The sequence below is a fragment of the Xanthomonas sp. SS genome (assembly GCF_014236835.1).
Taxonomy (GTDB): Bacteria; Pseudomonadota; Gammaproteobacteria; order Xanthomonadales; family Xanthomonadaceae; genus Xanthomonas_A.
The window spans coordinates 5019837-5036775 of the sequence record NZ_CP051190.1 but is presented as its reverse complement, the minus strand read 5'-3'; the positions used below and the strand labels follow the sequence as shown (position 1 = coordinate 5036775).

Sequence of the window (16939 nt, the reverse complement as noted above, 5' to 3'; positions counted from 1 at the left end):
ACCGTGGACTTGATTTCTTCTTATTCGCGCTTCTATGCGCTCCCGCTTACCGAGCAGATCGTTGCGGCGATCACCTCCGATTTCGCCGCGCTGGATGTCCCCGATCTGGTCCAGGCGCACCTGGGCAACAATCCGCGGTACTTCGGCGGCATCGACAAGACGCTTTCCGGCTTCGTCGTGCTGGACGACGCCGGCGACAACTACACCCTGCTGGACCTGCGGGGAGGCGGCCAGGTGTGGTGGCAGGACCACGAGACCCGTCAGGTGGAACCGCGTTTCGCTAGCCTGGTCGATTACCGGGCCTTCCGTGCGCGGATGTGGGAAAAAGAACTGGAGTTGGACGAACTCGACGATTGGGAGGTGGGCGACGACAGGGAGGATGCGGAGGCGGAGCTGTTGCACGAGTACGCATGGACGCCCTCCCCGCAGGACTTCGTCAGCGCCAATCTGCTCACGCGCTACCAATGGCTGATGCAGGCGCTCTCGCAGCCAGCCTGCGACGACCAGGGCCATCCCTTGCAGGGCCCGGATGCGTTGGGGGCCGAGGCGTTCAACCACTATCTGAGTACCTTCCCCACCAAGGAGTACGAACAGCGCGAATTCGAGACGGCGCTGCCCGCGATGCGCGGCGACGTGCATCTGGCGATCTACTGGCTGCTGCACACGCGCCTGCTCGGCCAGGATGCGCGGCTTGCGCAGGTGCTGGAGCAGGTCGCCGGGGTGGAGACGCCATTGCTGCGCGCCTTCGTGGACACCTTCGGGGCGATGGCCGACGACGCGGACCTGCCGGTCGTTCCGGATTTCCGCCACCGCCGTGCACGCATGCTGGTCTGGGCGCAGATCGACACCAAGGCGCCGATTGCGCAGCGGCTGCGGGCGCTTGCGGTATCGCCCAGGTCCGTCGGGGCGATGGTTCTGGGCCACATCGACAGCGCGCTGGAACGCGATCCCGATGCGCTGGATCCGGCCACCACCCTGCAGGCGTTGGATCGCATCAGCGACACCGATGCGCCGGCGACATGGGCCCTGCGTGCGCGCATGCAACTGCGCCTGGGCCAGGATGCGGGCGCGGCTGCGGACACCGCCACGCGGTTGCTCGCCGCGTCAACGACCGTGGATTGGCAGGTCATCACCATCCTCCTGAACCCGATTCACCAGGCCATCGGCGACGGTCGCGCCCTGCTGGCCGTCGTACAGCCGCTGCTGGCATGGGACGACCTGATGCTGCGCGTGCTGGACCTGGCCGAGCACGCGCAACGGTTGCTTGGCGACGAGGAACCGTCGCTCAGTGCCGAGGCGTTGGCCCATAACCGTCGCCTGGCCGAGGACCTGCTCACCATCTGGGATGCTCCCAGCTTCGCCGAGGGCGTCGCCCAGGCCGCACCGGCCACGCGCGATGCGATGGCGATACGGCTGGCGCGCCGTCCGGACCTGGCGGACGACGATGATGAGCGGCAATGGGCGATCCGCCATTTGCTCGACAGCACGCTGCCGACGCGGATCGCGCTGGTGCAGCGCGCGCTGCCGCAGCTGAGCGGCGCACTGCAGACGTCCCTGTTGCCGGAACTGTGCCGCAGCGTCACCGATGCCGGCGACGCGCTGGTCCCCATGCTGCTGGCGATGATCGGCGAGCCGCCGGCCGGCGATTATCTTGCCGAATTGGACGTCGATGACCGGGTCGACGCCATCCTTGCGGGCCTGCAGACCTTCTGGAGCGACGCGCGCCTGTTCGAGCCGCTGATGGCCCTGTTGCAGGACGCGCCGGTGAAAAGCGTGCTGACCGATCGGGTCGGCGAGGCCATCAAGCGCCTGCGGGAGGTGCTGGACACGGCACAGCGCCAGCGTCTGTTCCACTGGGCCTTGGCCCGCGTGCAGGCCCGCGCGGCGGCGCTCGCGCCGGACGGCAGCGACGACTACCCGGCGAAGCGCGTGCTGGAAGCAATGACGTCGGCGGACATGGCCGACACGATCCGCATCGCGCTGGAAGACGCGTCGGCTGCGATGCAGCGTGGCGAGCATGCGCGCAAGGAAGTGCTCGATATGCTGTACGGGTGTCTGGGCGACATGGGCCCACAGGCGCCTGGCAACACCGCCTACCTGTTCTCGCGCCTGTGGGACGAGAAGAGCTTCCCGCGCGGCCTGTGTTTTGCAGTGCACAAGTGCTGGACGCCGGCATTGCATGGCCAGATCCTGCAGCGCCTGCGCGAGCATCCGTCCATCGCCGCGGCGGCCCTGTACTGCGCAAGTCACGGCTGGGAAAGCCGCCACAGCGAAACGCTGGACCTCGCAGAACTGGTGCTGGCCTGGCCGCTACCGGAGGACGCGGCCGAGCGCGGACTGCGCAAATATGTGCTGTTGAAGGGCTGCGTTGCGGCCCTGTCGCTGAAGAAGTACGCGCAGGTGCGCACCCTCCATCCGGCCGCGAGCGCGATCGACGCCACCGCCTATCAGGTGGGAGCGCACACCACCACCGTGTTCGACCCGTTCGCCGACAGCGACTTGCAGGCCAAGTTGCGCAATGCGCTGGATGGCAAGGGAGAGCAACAACAGACTGCGTTGCTGTCACGGCTGCAGAAGGCACGCGGCAAAGGCGTGCCCGTCATCGGGCTTGCCCCGAAGGCACTGGGCGAGCTGGCCGGGGCCGACGTGGCCTTCCTGTGGTTCAGCCATCCCGACACCGGCGCCACGTTGTTCCAGGACGTGCGGGGGGACGTGCACTACTTCGATGGCTACGGCCTGGCCACGCCGCCGTTCGAGGTGCATGCGGAGCAGGCCATTGGGCTGGACGTCTTCCACGACGCCGTGGATGTTTCCGCGCGACTGACCTTGTGGCGCGGCGAGGCGCTGTACGACTGGACCCGCCTCGGCGCGGCGATCAGTGCGGTACACGGCAAGGCAGGCCTCGGCCAGGTGCGTATCGCCATCCGTTGCGCCACGGCGGACGCCGCGGCGCGCCTGCTGGACAGTATTGCCGCCCACCCGCCACAGGGGTTCGTGGCCAGCGACCCCTGGTACCGGCCGGGCCATGGCGCAATCGTGCGCTCCCTGGCCGATCCGCGCCGGAAAAATCTCCACTCGCTGCGTCTGCGCTACAACGCATGGGACGACCCCAGCGACACTTGCCTGGTGGGCGCGCACGCCATTGTGGCGATGGGCGCGCTGGAAGCGGACGCGCGCCGCGCCGGCGGTTACACCTGCAGCATCGAATACCTCGACGTCGACAAGCGACCGCAGGACCTGTCGTTGCTGGGGGGATTCGAGTATCTGCGCCACCAGCAAGCCGACACGCTTGCCCAGGCTGTGTCGCAGACGCTGGAAGGCCTGGCCGGTTATCTGGCCGCCCATGCGCTGCAGCCGGCCGGCGCCGCGCTGGAGTCGCGTTGCGATGGCCCCGCCGCGCAGGCGGACATCGCAGCACTGGTGCAAGCCCGCGCGCATCCCCTGCCCGACGCGCTGGTGGCGTTGTGGCAGCAGCATGCCTCGATCGGCTGGCGCTACCCCGGGCAGGGCATACGGCTGCTGTCCCCGGCCGAAGTGCTGGCCGCCACGCCGGTGGCCTCACGGCAGCCGCTGGTGGTCGACGCGCAGGGCGCGCCGCAGTGGCTGTTGGGCGATACCGATGAGGTGTCCCGGCAGATAGTGCCGGCCGACAGCGATGAAGGCGAAGACCTGGACGACATCTCGGCCGGCGATGCGCTGCGTCAAGCGCTGGTGGACACCCTGCTGGATGCCCTCGCGCGCGACATCGCCGACGCCGCCCTGCTCTGGCATGGGCAACGTGGCGACGTGCGGATCGAGCGCCTGCAGCTCGGCAACGCACGCAACCTGACCACGCTGCGCCTGGATCGCGATGCCGCCATCCTGACGATTCGCAAGGGTCCGCGAAGCTACAAGGGCGATGTGTGGTTCAAGCATTTCGACACGCTTGCCGCAGCCGAGGCGGCATGGGCCAAGGCTCGCGCCACCGCGGAATCGGCCGGCCAGGTGCCCGAGTCGGCGAGCTGACTTCGCGCGGGGGGCGACAGTTCCGGACCAGGCTCTGCTTCAGGTCCGGTGCTGGCGCGGCAAGGGTGTTGCGCAGATTGCTACATACGCAGTGGCCGGCTAAGGTTTGGATCCGACTTGTAGCGAACCAACTGCATGCCAGCACCCAGCACTCTCGCCGCCTCGCTCACCCTGGGCCTCGCCCTCACCGCGACCGCCCATGCCGACGAAGGCATGTGGATGCCATCGCAGTTGCCGGAGCTGGCCAAGCCCTTGCGCGAAGCGGGCTTTCGTGGGGATCCACGCGATCTGGCGGCGGTGACGCAGCCGCCGTTGAGTGCAGTGGTGAAGGTCGGGGGCGGGACCGGGGCGTTCGTGTCGGGCGAGGGCTTGTTGCTGACCAACCACCATGTGGCCTATGGAGTGATCCAGTACAACACCTCGGCCAAGGAGAACCTGATCGAGCATGGCTTCATCGCGAAGGATCGCGGCGACGAGCGCGCGGCCAATCCGGATTTCCGGGTGCTGGTGACGGTGGGTTTCGACAAGGTCACCGACGCGGTGCTGGGGCCGGCCAAGGGCAAGACCGGGCGCGCGTATTTCGATGCGGTGGACGCGGCGAGCAAGCGCATCGTGGCCGATTGCGAGCGCGAGGGTGGGGTGCGCTGCAGCGTTGCCAACATGTACTACGGCACCGACTTCTACCGGATCCGCCAGCTGGAGCTGCGCGACGTGCGCCTGGTGTATGCGCCGCCGCGGGCGATCGGCAATTACGGCGACGAAATCGACAATTTCATGTGGCCGCGGCACAGCGGCGATTTCACCTTGCTGCGCGCCTACGTCGGCAAGGACGGCAAGCCGGCCGACTACAGCGCCGACAACGTGCCGTACCAGCCGCCGGCGCACCTGCAGATCGCCATGCAGGGACCGAAGGCCGGGGACTTCGCGATGCTGGCCGGCTATCCGGGTATCACCTACCGGCATCGCACGGCGGCGGAGTTCGACGAGCAGGTGAACGGGGCGTTGCCGCAGCGGGTGGCGGTGTACGACCAGATGATCGCGGTGATCGAAGCGGCGGGCAGATCCGATGCGGAGGCACGCACGCGCTATGCGTCGCAGCTGCAGTCGCTGAAGAACAATCGCAAGCGCGCGGCCGGCGAACTGGAAGGCATGCAGCGCAGCGATGCGGTGCGGCTGCGCGGCGAGGACGAGCGCGGCATGCTCACCGCCACGCACGGTGACGATGCGCGCGACATCGCTGCGCTGCAGTCGCTGCTCGCCGAGGCGTCGGCGTTGCGCGAGCGCGATCTGCTGCTGACCTTGCTCGGTACCCAGACCCAGCTGTTGCGTTCGGCGTTGACGCTGGAGCGGCTGCGGTTGGAGTCGGCCAAATCCGACGATCAGCGCGAAACCGGCTATCAGCAGCGCGACCAGGCGCTGATCGAGGGCACGCTGAAACAGGTGCAGCGGCGCTACTCGCCTGCGGTGGAGAAGTCGCTGTTGGGCGGGCTGCTGACTCGCTACCAGCAGTTGCCGGATGCGCAGCGCGTAGCGGAATTCGATGCGGCGTTTGGGCGCACGCCGGCGCAGTTGCAGCAGGCCTTGGACAAGCTCTATGCCGGGACCAGGCTGGGCGAGGAAGCCGAGCGCCTGTCGCGCTTCGCCGCCGCGCGCGAGGCCAAGCCGGTGGCCGCCGATCCGCTGATGACGTTGGCTGCGGCGCTGGTGCCGGCGCAGCTGCGCCTGGAGAACGAGCGCAAGATGCGCGAGGGTGAGCAGTTGCGCCTGCGTCCGGCCTACATGCGCGCGCTGTTCGCCTGGCGCAAGCAGCAGGGGCGGGCAGTGTATCCGGATGCCAACAGCACGTTGCGCATCAGCTATGGCCGGGTCGAGCCGCTGGCGCCGCGCGATGCGGTGAGTTTCGCGCCGGTGACCACGGTCGCCGGCATCGTCGAGAAGAACACCGGGCAAGTGCCGTTCGACGCGCCCAAGCCGCTGTTGGATGCGATCGCCAAGGGCGACTTCGGCAGCACCGCCGATGCGCAGCTGAAGACGCAGCCGGTGAATTTCCTGACCAACCTGGACACGACCGGCGGCAATTCCGGATCGCCGGTGCTCAACGCGCGCGGCGAGCTGATCGGGTTGAACTTCGACAGCAACTGGGAGGCGGTCAGCGCCAGCTGGTGGTACGACCCGCGCTACAAGCGGGCGATCCATGTGGACATGCGCTACCTGCGCTGGTTGCTGGCCAAGGTGTATCCGGCGCCGCAGCTGCTGCAGGAACTGCGGTTGCCTGCGGAATGAGCAACGCCGTGCCCGCAAGGTATCGGGCTTGGTGCTCCGCATCGATGCCGACGGGCGGAGTGCGGCGCGTGGCATTCGGATGGAGCAGCATGCGCCCGGGTGCGGCGCCATGTGCAGTCGTCCGTTGCCGACCAGACGGTTCCGTGGTGCGCGCATTACGATCCGCGCGTCTTGGCACGCATGATGATCTGCACGCGCCGCCCCGTGCTTCGCGGGCGTTCCGCTAGGCTGTGGCGATGTTGCCGACGCCTCTACCGCGCACGTTCTACGCCCGCGACTCGCGCCTGGTGGCGCCAGAGTTGTTGAACAAGTTGCTGGTCACCGACGACGGCCGCTGCGGCCGTATCGTCGAGGTCGAGGCCTATTGCGGCGCCGAGGATCCGGCGGCGCATTCGTTTCGCGGCATGACCCCGCGCACGCAGGTGATGTTCGGGCCGCCGGGCCATTTGTACGTGTACTTCATCTACGGCATGCACTGGGCGCTCAACGCGGTGTGCGGCGGCGCGCCCGGGCATGCAGTGCTGATCCGTGCGCTGGCGCCGGTTGCAGGAATCGAAGCGATGCAGCTGGCACGCGGGGTGGGACGCATCGCCGATCTCACCCGTGGTCCCGGCCGGCTGGCCAAGGCGCTGGGTGCTTCGAGTGCGGACAATGGCTTGGATCTGACCCAGGCCAGCTCGCGCCTGTGGCTGGGCGAGGATGGCACGCCGCCGCCGGCCGATCCGGTGGCCACGCCGCGCATCGGCATCAGCAAGGCCACGGAGGCGTTGTGGCGCTGGTACGTGCCTGGCGATCCGAACGTGTCGGGGCCTGCGCTACCGGGAGCGAAGCGCAGGGGCATGCGCGCGAACTGACGGGTTGTGTTGGGTCTACACATGCCGACGCATCGCGCGGCGGGATGGCCGGGACCGGGAAGGCGTCGGGACTGAAGTCCCTCCCACAGTGCACCCATCGAGTTGGCCGCAAGTCCCTTGTAGGAGGAGCGGCTTCAGCCGCGACGAGCGAAGCGGTGGGGTTGCCGCGACCGGAAAGTGTGTGGACTGAAGTCTCCCGGTGGGAGTAAGCAACAGCCTGAGCCCCTCTCCCCCCGGGAGAGGGGTTGGGGTGAGGGTACGGCGCGAAGCGGCTCGCGGAGTTTGGGCGCATGAGGCTTCGCCCATACCCTCATCCGCCCCTGCGGGCCACCTTCCCCCGAAAAGGGGGCCATGGTCCCGCTGGGAGAAGGGAGCAGCCGCTAGCCCCTCTCCCGTCGGGAGAGGGGTTGGGGTGAGGGTACGGCGCGAAGCGTCTCGCGGAGTTGGGTGCACGAGGCTTCGCCCGTACCCTCATCCGGCCCTACGGGCCACCTTTCTCCGAAAAGGGGCCATGGTCCCGATGGGAGAAGGAAACAATTCCTCCTACGGTGCAGCCATTGAGTTGGCTGCAAGCCCCCTGTGGGAGCAGCTCGAGCCGCAACCAACGAAGCGACTCGATAGCGATCGCCAAAATGAGGCGAAAGGCGCGTTAAACCGCGCCGACGCGCGCACCAGGCGTGGCATCCAGTTGCGCGATCGCGTTCGCCACCACCGCATCGAACGCCGCGTCCACGTTCACCGAGAGCACGTCCGGCTCCTCCAGCGGCAGTTCCAGCGCGTCGATCTGGCTCTGCAACAGGCCGGGCGGCATGAAGTGGCCGCTGCGCTGCGCCAGGCGTTCGGCAATCACATGCGCGGCGGCATGCAGGAACACGAAGCGCATCGGCACGCCGCTGTCGCGCAGCTGCTGCCGGTGCGCGCGGCGCAGCCCGGAGAAGGCCAGCACCACGCTGCGGCCGGCATCGATCGACTGGCGCAGGCGCAACGCCAGTGCCGCCACCCAGGGCGCGCGCTGCGCATCGGTGAGTGGCACGCCGCGCGCCATCTGCGCCTTGGCCTCGGCGCTGTGGACATCGTCCGCGTCCAGGAACGCGAGGCCGTAGTGCGCGGCCAGCGCCTGGGCGACGCTGGTCTTGCCGCTGCCGGAAATGCCCATCACGACGATGGCTTCGCTGCGCTGCGGCAAGGAATTCTGGGATGTCGCGTCCATCACGAGCGGTTATACCTTGCTTGGGGTTTGGCATGATGCGTGCGCCGGCGTTGGCGACGCGCGCAGCGTGGTGTAGCGTCGGCACGCCACGATCGGCGCAACGTGCCTTGCGCCGTTCCATCATCGCATGACCACCCGACAGGATCGCCGATGCCCACACCGCCGCAACGCGCCGATGCTCCGCTGCGCTGGACCGAAAAGGTCGGCTATGGCGTCGGCGACATGGGCTTCAATTTCTACTGGGCCAACATCTCCGCATTCCTGCTGATCTTCTACACCGACACCATGGGCCTGCCGGCGGCGGCGGTGGGCACGATGATCCTGGTGACCAAGGTGGTCGATGCGGTCACCGATCCACTGATGGGGGCGATCGCCGATCGCACCCGCTCGCGCTGGGGCAAGTTCCGCCCCTATCTGCTGTTCGCCGCGCTGCCGATGGCTGCCAGCGGCGTGCTGGCCTACACCACGCCGGATCTGGGCCAGGGCGGGCGGCTGGTCTGGGCCTACGTCACCTTCGGCCTGATGATGCTGATGTACACGGTGATCAGCATCCCGTATTCGGCGCTGTCGGGGGTGATCACCGCCGACAGCCAGCAGCGCACCACACTGATCAGCTTCCGCTTCATCGCCGCCTTCGCCGGCACCACGCTGGTCAACTACGCCACGCTGGACATGGTGCGCTGGTTCGGCAACGGCGACGATGCGCAGGGTTGGCAACGCACCATGCTGGTCTACGGCATCGCCGCGGCGGCGCTGTTCGCGATCGTGTTCGCGACCACGCGCGAGCGCGTGCAGCCGCTGCCGCAGCCGCGCACGCCGGTGCTGCAGGACATCGCCGATCTGCTGCGCAATCCGCCGTGGCGGGTGCTGTTCGCGCTGGCCCTGATCATCATGATCACCATCGTCATGCGCGCTGGCGCCGGCGTGTACTACTTCAAGTACTACGTCGGCCGCCCCGACCTGACCGGCTGGTTCCTGGGCAGTTATTCGATAGCGCTGGCGGTGGGCGCGGCAGCCACGCCGCTGCTGACCCGGCTGTGCGACAAGCGCCGGCTGATGATGTGGCTGATGATGGTGGTCGGCATACTTAGCTGCGCGATGTTCTTCATTCCGCGCGAGGCGATCTGGGCGCTGTTCGCGATCAACCTGCTGATCGGCCTGGCGCTGGGGCCGAAATCGCCGCTGGCGTTCTCGATGTATGCCGACACCGCCGACTACACCGAATGGAAGACCGGGCGCCGCGCCACCGCGATGACGTTCTCGGCGGCGACGTTCTCGCAGAAGCTCGGCGGCGCGCTGGCCTCGGCCTGCATCGCGTGGATGCTGGCGGGGATGGGCTATGTGGCCAACCAGGCGCAGAGCGATGCGTCGCAGCTGGGCATCGTGCTGCTGCTGACGGTGATCCCCGGTGCGGTCGCGTTCCTGGCGGCGTGGACGATGCGGTTCTATCCGCTCGACGATGCGGCGCTGTTGCGCATTCAACAGGAACTGGCCGCGCGCAAGCGCGCCGCGGAGGAAGCAAGCGCATGAGCGTTGGCAATGACGCATCCCGCGAGGTAACCGATGTGCTGGCGCCCAGCGCCGACGGCGAACGCTACGAGCTGCATAGCCCGACGGCCCTGCCCAATGCCGGCGGCTTCCTGTGGAACCGGCGGATGATGATCCAGGCCACCTGCCGCGGCTACGCCACCGCGCAGTTCATGCAGCCGGAGCCGGCCAAGTACGCGCATGCGCCGAACCTGGAGGCCAGGACCTTCATGCAGCCGGAGCAGCCGTACTACGCGCATCATCCGGGGCGCTTCTTCTATCTGAAGGACGAGGACAGCGGTACGGTCTATTCGGTGCCGTACGAGCCGGTGCGGGCGACGCCGCAGGCATTCCGGTTTTCGGTCGGCAAGCGCGACATCGTCTGGTGCGTGCGTTACGCCGAGATCGAGGTGGAGCTGCGCCTGCAGTTGCCGGTCGAGGACACGGTCGAGCTGTGGCAGTGCCAGGTGCGTAATCTGGATGGGCGCGCGCGGCGCATCGCGCTGTATGCGTATTTCCCGGTCGGCTACATGTCGTGGATGCACCAGAGCGGCGAGTACCGCGCCGACCTGGGCGGCATCGTGTGCCGCAGCGTCACCCCGTACCAGAAGGTCGAGGACTATTTCCGCAACCGCGACTTCAAGGACTGCACCTTTCTGCTGCACGAGCAGGCGCCGGATGCGTGGGATGCGCGGCAATCGGCATTCGAGGGCGAGGGCGGCCTGCACGCGCCGAGCGCGGTGCTGCAGCCGCGGCTGGGCGGCAACGATGCGCGCTACGAAACGCCGACCGCGGCCTTGCAGTACTGCCTGACGCTGCAGCCGCAACAGGAACACACGCTGCGCTTCCTGTTCGGCCCGGCACGCGACGATGCGGAGATCGCCGCGCTGCGGCAGCGCTATCTGTCCGCGGCCGGCTTCGCCGAGGCGGCCGCCGCGTACGGCGATTATCTGGCCGAGGCGGCTGGTTGCCTGCACATCGCCACGCCCGATCCGTGCCTGGACAACCTGGTCAACCACTGGCTGCCGCGGCAGGTCTTCTACCACGGCGACGTCAACCGGCTGACCACCGATCCGCAGACCCGCAACTTCCTGCAGGATCACATGGGCATGAGCTTCCTGCGCCCGCAGACCGCGCGCGCGGCGCTGCTGCATGCGCTGTCGCAGCAGGAAGCCAGCGGCGCGATGCCGGACGGCATCCTGCTGATCGAAGGCGCGGAGCTCAAATACATCAATCAGGTGCCGCATACCGATCATTGCGTGTGGCTGCCGGTGTTCCTGTCGGCGTATCTGGACGAGACCGGCGATGCGGCGTTGCTCGACGAGGTCGTGGTCGGTACCGACGGGCATGGCGCCAGCGTCGCCGAGCGGCTGGATGCGGCGATGCGCTGGCTGCTCGGCGCACGTGACGCGCGCGGGCTGAGCTATATCGCGCAGGGCGACTGGTGCGACCCGATGAACATGGTCGGCTACCGCGGCCGCGGCGTGTCCGGCTGGTTGTCGGTGGCCACCGCCTACGCGCTGCAGCTGTGGGCGACGCTGTGCGAACGCCATGGCCGCCATGCGCAGGCGGCCGCATGTCGCGCCGGTGCGGCGGAAGTCAACGCCGCAGTCAATCGCGAATTGTGGGACGGCGACTGGTACGCGCGCGGCATCACCGACGACGGCGTGCGTTTCGGCATCAAGGACGATGCGGAAGGCCGTATCTATCTCAATCCGCAGAGCTGGGCGCTGCTCGCCGGCACCGCCGATGCGGACCGGCGCGCGCGCCTGCTGCAGGCGGTCGATGCGCAGCTGGACACGCCGTACGGGCCGACGATGCTGGCGCCGCCTTATACCGCGATGCGCGAGGATGTGGGCCGGCTGACGCAGAAGCATCCGGGTTCGGCGGAGAACGGGTCGGTCTACAACCACGCCGCCGCGTTCTACCTGCATGCGCTGTACGCGATCGGCGACGCCGACCGCGCCTGGCGGGTGCTGCGCGCGATGATCCCGGGGCCGGACCTGGCCGACTACCTGCAGCGCGGGCAGTTGCCGGTGTTCGTGCCGAACTATTACCGTGGCGCCTGGCGCGAGCTGCCGCGCACCGCCGGCCGTTCCAGCCAGTTGTTCAACACCGGTACCGCGGCGTGGCTGTACCGCTGTCTGATCGAGGGTCTGTTCGGGCTGAAAGGCGAGGGCGAGGCGCTGTGCGTGCGCCCGCAGCTGCCCTCGCACTGGAAGCAGGCAACGGTGCAGCGCCGGTTTCGCGGAGCGGTGTTCGAGGTGCGCATGCAGCGCGATGCGGGCTGTGTTGCGCCGCAGGTCAGCGTGGACGGGCAGGTGTTGGACGTGGCGCGGATCGAGGGCATCGAACCGGGCCGCCGCTATCTGGTCGAGGTGGTGTTGCCGGGTGGGTGAGGCTGGCGGCCGTGCCTGGGGCGATCTGGCATCCTGTCGCGGCTGAAGCCGCTCCTACAGGGATAAGCATCGCAACTGGGTGCACTGTAGGAGCGGCTTCGGCCGCGACAGGACGCACGCTTACGCGCGCAATGCTTCCGCGGTTTCGACGAGGTCGTCCCATTGCAGCCGGGTGCTTGCTGCATCGTCGCTTTCCAGCAGCGCGCGGCGCGCGGCGCGGCGCATGGCGCGGCTGATCCAGGTCTGCAGGTCGCGGCCGGAGCGGCCTTCGCTGCGTTCGGCCAACCATTCACCCGCTTCCGCCGCGTCGAACGCCAGCGGCTTGCCGTGCAGCAGGCGCGCGACGATCGCGCTGCGTGCGGCGCGGTCGGGCAGGCCGATCTCGATCTGCCGGTCCAGCCGCGACAGCAGCGCGGGGTCGATCGCCGCGGCATGGTTGCTGGCGGCCAGCAGGAACACCTGCCCGGCCTGGCTGGCGACGCCGTCCAGTTCCTGCAGCAACTGGCCGACGATCTCGCGGGTCAGCGCATCGTCGCCGTCGGTCCCGCGCGCCGGCGCCACGATGTCGATCTCGTCGACGAACACGATGCACGGCGCCTGCGCGCGGGCGCGCTCGAACGCGGCCTGCACGCGCTGGCCCGACTGGCCCAGGTAGGCGGCCTTGAGGTCGGCGCCGGTCAGGGCGATGAAGGCCAGGCCCGACTGGCTGGCCAGGATCCGCGCGAGCTGGGTCTTGCCGGTGCCGGGCGGGCCGTACATCAGGATCCCGCGCGGCACCGGCACGCCCAGCGTGGCCAGCGTCTCGGCATTGCGCAGTTCCTTGCCCAGGCCGACGAATTCCTCGATCACCGGTGCCGGCAGCACGATGTCTTTCCAGTCCAGCGGCGTCACCCGGGTGGAACCCTTGCCGCGCAGCAAGCGCAATTGCGCCAGCAGCGCGTCGCCGTCGAGTTCGCTGTTCATGCACTCGGCGGCGACCCGCGCCACCAGGGTGTGCAGGTCGCGGCCGGACAGGCCGCTGCTGTCGGCGACCACGCGCGGGTCCAGCGCCAGCGCGAAACCGGCGCGTTCCAGTTCGCCGCCGAGGATGCGCGCGCGCGCGGCGGCATCGGGCAGGCCGATGCCGATGCTGGCGGTGAAGCGCGACATCACCGCATCGTCGAGCAGTTCGGGACGGTTGGTCGCGCCGATCACCAGCACCTGGCCGCGCGCTTCGTGGAAGCCGTCCCATTCGGCGAGGAAGGTCTGCACCAGCTCGGCGCCGAAGCTGTCGCTGTCCATGCCGCCGCGGCGCGCGAACACGCTCTCGCATTCGTCGATGAACAGGATCGCCGGCGCCTTGGCGCGGCAGCGCTGCCAGATCGCCTGCACCTTGGGACCGGTGTGGCCGACATGCGCGGCCTTCAGGTCGGCCACGCCCAGCGCTTCGAAATGGCAGCCGGCATGGCGCGCCAGCTTGCGCGCGATCAGGGTCTTGCCGGTGCCCGGCGGGCCGTGCAGCAGCACGCCCTTCGGCGCCGGCGTGCGCCCGGACACGAACAGGTCCACCAGCTTCAGGATCTGGTCGAGGATGTTGTCGGGCAGCGCCACGTCGGCCCAGTGGCGATGGATGGCGTCCATGCTCTGCAGCCGCTGTTGCAGCATGCGCTGCTGGCTGCGCGCTTCCATCCACGCGTCCACGTGCCGGTGCAGTTCGGCGATCGGCTGCGACTCGGCCGCCGCGCTGGTCGCCACGGCCAGCGCCAGGTCGTGCAACTGCGCCTGCGCCTCGGCGTCCAGCGCGTCGGCGATCGGGATCAGCGCCGCGGGGTGGGACGCGTCCGGCAGCACCAGCAGCGCCTGCACCTGCGGCTCCGGTTCGGCGCCGTCGTGCAGCGCCAGCATGCGCGCGCCGAACAGGTCGCCGTGCGCCGCGGCGATCTGCCAGCGGCCCTGCAGCTCGCGCAGCGGCCATGGCGCGCGAGTGACGCGGTACGGAAAGGCGGCGTCGTGGCGGCTGTCGCTGGCGAACTGCAGCAGCGCCAGCGGCCGTTGCGCGAAACCGCTCAGCAGCGCGCGTTCGTTGTGGCTGACGTGCCGGGCCAGCAGTTGCGCACCGCCGATCACCAGCAGCGCATACGTCAGCAGCGACGGCAGCACGCGCTGCAGCAGGTCCAGCGTGTCGCGCTGCAGGCCCAGCTGGCGCCACCAGTCCAGATAGCCGCGCGCGTCGCCGAGCCAGTGCGCGCTCATCCACGGCAGCGCCAGCAGCAGGAAGACGAGCAGTGCCAGCCGCCAGCGCCAGTCCGGCAGCAGCGGGCGCAACAGCAGCGCTGGCCACCACGCGCGGCGGCGTTCGCGGCGCAGCACCGCGCTCGCGGCCTGCGCGGCCTGCGCGACGAAGTCGCGGCGGATCGTGGCCACGGCCTGTTCCACCGCCGGCAGATGCCGCTCCACCTCGGCCTCGGCAGCGGCCTGCCGCACCTGTGCCTGCTGCAACTGCGTCTGCAGCCGCAGCCGTTGCTGCTGCAGATAGCCCGCTCGCGATTCGGCTGGGGCGGACGTCATCGGTCTAGGTGGGCGCGGGCGTTCACTGCGCGAATCTTAGCCTGCCGCACGCGCGGCACTGCCGGCACCGGCACATGGCCCCTCTCCCCTCGGGAGAGGGGTTGGGGTGAGGGTACGGCAGCCGCAACCCACGGCGCCGCGCCACATCCGGACGCGCTCACGCGCGCCGTGGTGCCGGCGCATCGAACGCACGCGTCCACAGCAACGGATCGCTGCCGTCGAGCAGGACCTGGCCCTGCGCGCGCGCCTGCAGCGGATCCTGCAGCACCTGCTGCGGCGTGGTCGCCGCATCGCCCTGCACGCCCCACAACCCGGCCCAGGCGTTGCCGCCGGCATGCCCGGCCGCCTGCACCGCGCGCTCGGCCAGCGCCACGCTGTCCTGCAGGCGCGCATCGGGGCGATGGAACAGCGGGAACGGCGCCACGCCGACCGACACCGTCAACGGCAGCAGCTCGCCCTGGCCGGCGTCCACGCGCAGGCGTTCCGCCGTGCCGCGCAGATGCGCGGCCAGCGCGAAGGCCGCGGCCGACGACGTGTCCGCGCGTACCACCAGGAATTCCTCGCTGCCCCAGCGCGCGACTAGGTCGTCGGCGTCGCAGCTTTCGCGCAGGCAGGTGGCCAGCGCCAGCAGCGCGCGGTCGCCGGCGGCATGGCCGTAGCGCGCGTTCAAGGCCTTGAACCCGTCCACGTCGACCAGCAGCAGCGCGCAGCGGTTGTCGGCGTCGCCGGCCTGCTCCGGCGCAACGGCGAACAGCGCCTGCATGCGGCGCTCGGCTTCCGGCCGGTTCAACAGCCCGGTCAGCGGGTCGCGCTGGCCGAGGTCGAGCGCATGGCGCTGGCGGCGCCGGTACAGGACCACCAGCACCGCACCGAGGGTCACTGCCAGGGCCAGGCCGATCGCGACGGTGCCGGTGGTGTCGGCGCGCGCCACGCGCGCATCGACGCTGCGTGGCGTCTGCGCTGCGGCGGCCTGCAGATTGGCCAGCGCAGCGTAGGTTTCGCCACGCGCCTTGGCGCGGTCCATCGCATGCGCCTGCTGCGCGTCGCGCGCTGCCGCGGCGCTATCGCCCAGCGCGGCATGGACCTCGCCCAGCACATCCAGGCCGTCGCGAATTTCGACCATGTAGTTGCCGCGCACGGCCAATGCCTGCGCCTGCTCGGCGTAGGCCAGCGCGTCGGCATTGCGCCGTTGCTCCAGGCGCAGCCGCGCCAGGCGATGCAGGCTGACCACGGCACCCTGTCGATCGCCATGCATCTGCTGCCATTGCAGTGCCTGCTGCACCAGCGGCTCGGCGCGTTCGGGGTGGCCGCTGGCGCGCTGGATCTCGCCGCGATGGCTGACGATGCGGTTCAGCAACACGTCCTGATTGCCCAGCTGGGTGCCCGTCTGCGTGGCACGCTCGAACGCGCGATCGGCCTCGTCGTAGCGCTTGAGCACCAGCAGCGTATAGGCATAGTTGTAGTGCAGCACCATATCGCCCGTCGCCGGCGGCCGCTGCAGCCGCTCCGACAGCGCGTTCGCCTGCTGGAAGTAGGTCAGTGCGCCCTCGGGGTCGTCCAGGGCGCCGCGCATCAGCGCGATCGATATCAGCGCGTTGATCTGCATGGCGAGATCGCCGGCGGCCACCGCGTCGGCCTGGATCTGCTCCATCAGCGCGATCGCGCGCGGCAACTGACCTAACTGCTGCAGCAGCATCGCCGCCTGCAGGCGCTCGTTGTTGTGCACGATCGGCGGCAGCCCCGGGGTCTGCAGCAGGGCCAGCAGGCGTTCGGTGGACGCGGTCGCCTTCGCGCTGTCGCCCACCAACTGTTGCGCGGTCGCCAGGCAGCCCGTGGCCATCACCCGCACCGGCAGCGGTAGCTCCGGCTTGGCCAGCAGGTCGCTGGCCACGCGCAGCGACGCCTGCGGCTGCTGCCCCAGGTCCGCGCGGCAGCGCTGCAGCGGTCCCTCGTAGGGATCGCCACCGGGGATGGTCTGCGCCAGCACCGGCACGACCGGCAAGCTTGCGGCGGCCAGGAGCAGCAATCGGCCAAAGCGCTTGAAGCGACACGACATCATCGAAAGGTATCCAGCGGTCGAACGATGGATCGGCCCGCCATGCACGCCGCGCCAT

The 16939-nt window shown here is 69.2% G+C and carries 8 protein-coding genes; 5 read left to right on the top strand and 3 right to left on the bottom strand.

Going from position 1 to position 16939, the window contains the following annotated elements:
• Positions 1 to 3: 3 nt before the first annotated feature.
• From HEP74_RS21205 to HEP74_RS21195, 3 genes are all read left to right on the top strand, one after another.
• Complete coding sequence (locus HEP74_RS21205) at positions 4 to 4005, top strand: hypothetical protein (protein WP_185814546.1); 4002 nt, start codon at positions 4 to 6, stop codon at positions 4003 to 4005.
• A gap of 135 nt (positions 4006 to 4140) precedes the next feature.
• Positions 4141 to 6288, top strand: coding sequence for a S46 family peptidase (locus tag HEP74_RS21200; RefSeq protein WP_185814545.1), 2148 nt, complete (start codon positions 4141 to 4143; stop codon positions 6286 to 6288).
• 236 nt (positions 6289 to 6524) lie between these two features.
• Positions 6525 to 7142 carry a DNA-3-methyladenine glycosylase gene (locus HEP74_RS21195; RefSeq protein WP_185814544.1) on the top strand — a complete coding sequence of 206 codons (618 nt, stop codon included), beginning with the start codon at positions 6525 to 6527 and terminating at the stop codon, positions 7140 to 7142.
• A 649-nt stretch (positions 7143 to 7791) separates the two neighbouring features.
• Here HEP74_RS21195 and HEP74_RS21190 read toward each other — a convergent pair.
• The gene (locus HEP74_RS21190) at positions 7792 to 8352 is read right to left on the bottom strand and encodes a gluconokinase (protein ID WP_185814543.1); all 561 of its coding nucleotides are present in this window, start codon (positions 8350 to 8352) and stop codon (positions 7792 to 7794) included.
• A gap of 150 nt (positions 8353 to 8502) precedes the next feature.
• On the opposite strand from HEP74_RS21190, the gene HEP74_RS21185 reads away from it, so the two are divergent.
• Positions 8503 to 9882 (top strand): MFS transporter, encoded by a 1380-nt coding sequence (locus HEP74_RS21185; RefSeq protein ID WP_185814542.1) that lies wholly within the window; start codon positions 8503 to 8505, stop codon positions 9880 to 9882.
• On the top strand, positions 9879 to 12278 hold the full coding sequence (locus HEP74_RS21180; RefSeq protein ID WP_185814541.1) for a GH36-type glycosyl hydrolase domain-containing protein: 2400 nt from the start codon (positions 9879 to 9881) through the stop codon (positions 12276 to 12278). Before HEP74_RS21185 ends, HEP74_RS21180 begins: the two co-directional genes overlap by 4 nt.
• Positions 12279 to 12398: 120 nt before the next feature.
• Here HEP74_RS21180 and HEP74_RS21175 read toward each other — a convergent pair whose 3' ends face one another.
• Positions 12399 to 14825 carry an AAA family ATPase gene (locus tag HEP74_RS21175; RefSeq protein ID WP_185814540.1) on the bottom strand — a complete coding sequence of 809 codons (2427 nt, stop codon included), beginning with the start codon at positions 14823 to 14825 and terminating at the stop codon, positions 12399 to 12401.
• Positions 14826 to 14982: 157 nt separating this feature from the next.
• Complete coding sequence (locus HEP74_RS21170; protein ID WP_185814539.1) at positions 14983 to 16884, bottom strand: GGDEF domain-containing protein; 1902 nt, start codon at positions 16882 to 16884, stop codon at positions 14983 to 14985.
• Between the last annotated feature and the right edge of the window lie 55 nt (positions 16885 to 16939).

Bases quoted from the DNA above. Each gene is read 5' to 3' on its own strand.
- HEP74_RS21200 (WP_185814545.1), top strand. From the start codon at position 4,141: ATGCCAGCACCCAGCACTCTCGCCGCCTCGCTCACCCTGGGCCTCGCC.
- HEP74_RS21195 (WP_185814544.1), top strand. From the start codon at position 6,525: ATGTTGCCGACGCCTCTACCGCGCACGTTCTACGCCCGCGACTCGCGC.
- HEP74_RS21190 (WP_185814543.1), bottom strand. From the start codon at position 8,352: ATGGACGCGACATCCCAGAATTCCTTGCCGCAGCGCAGCGAAGCCATC.
- HEP74_RS21185 (WP_185814542.1), top strand. From the start codon at position 8,503: ATGCCCACACCGCCGCAACGCGCCGATGCTCCGCTGCGCTGGACCGAA.
- HEP74_RS21180 (WP_185814541.1), top strand. From the start codon at position 9,879: ATGAGCGTTGGCAATGACGCATCCCGCGAGGTAACCGATGTGCTGGCG.
- HEP74_RS21175 (WP_185814540.1), bottom strand. From the start codon at position 14,825: ATGACGTCCGCCCCAGCCGAATCGCGAGCGGGCTATCTGCAGCAGCAA.
- HEP74_RS21170 (WP_185814539.1), bottom strand. From the start codon at position 16,884: ATGATGTCGTGTCGCTTCAAGCGCTTTGGCCGATTGCTGCTCCTGGCC.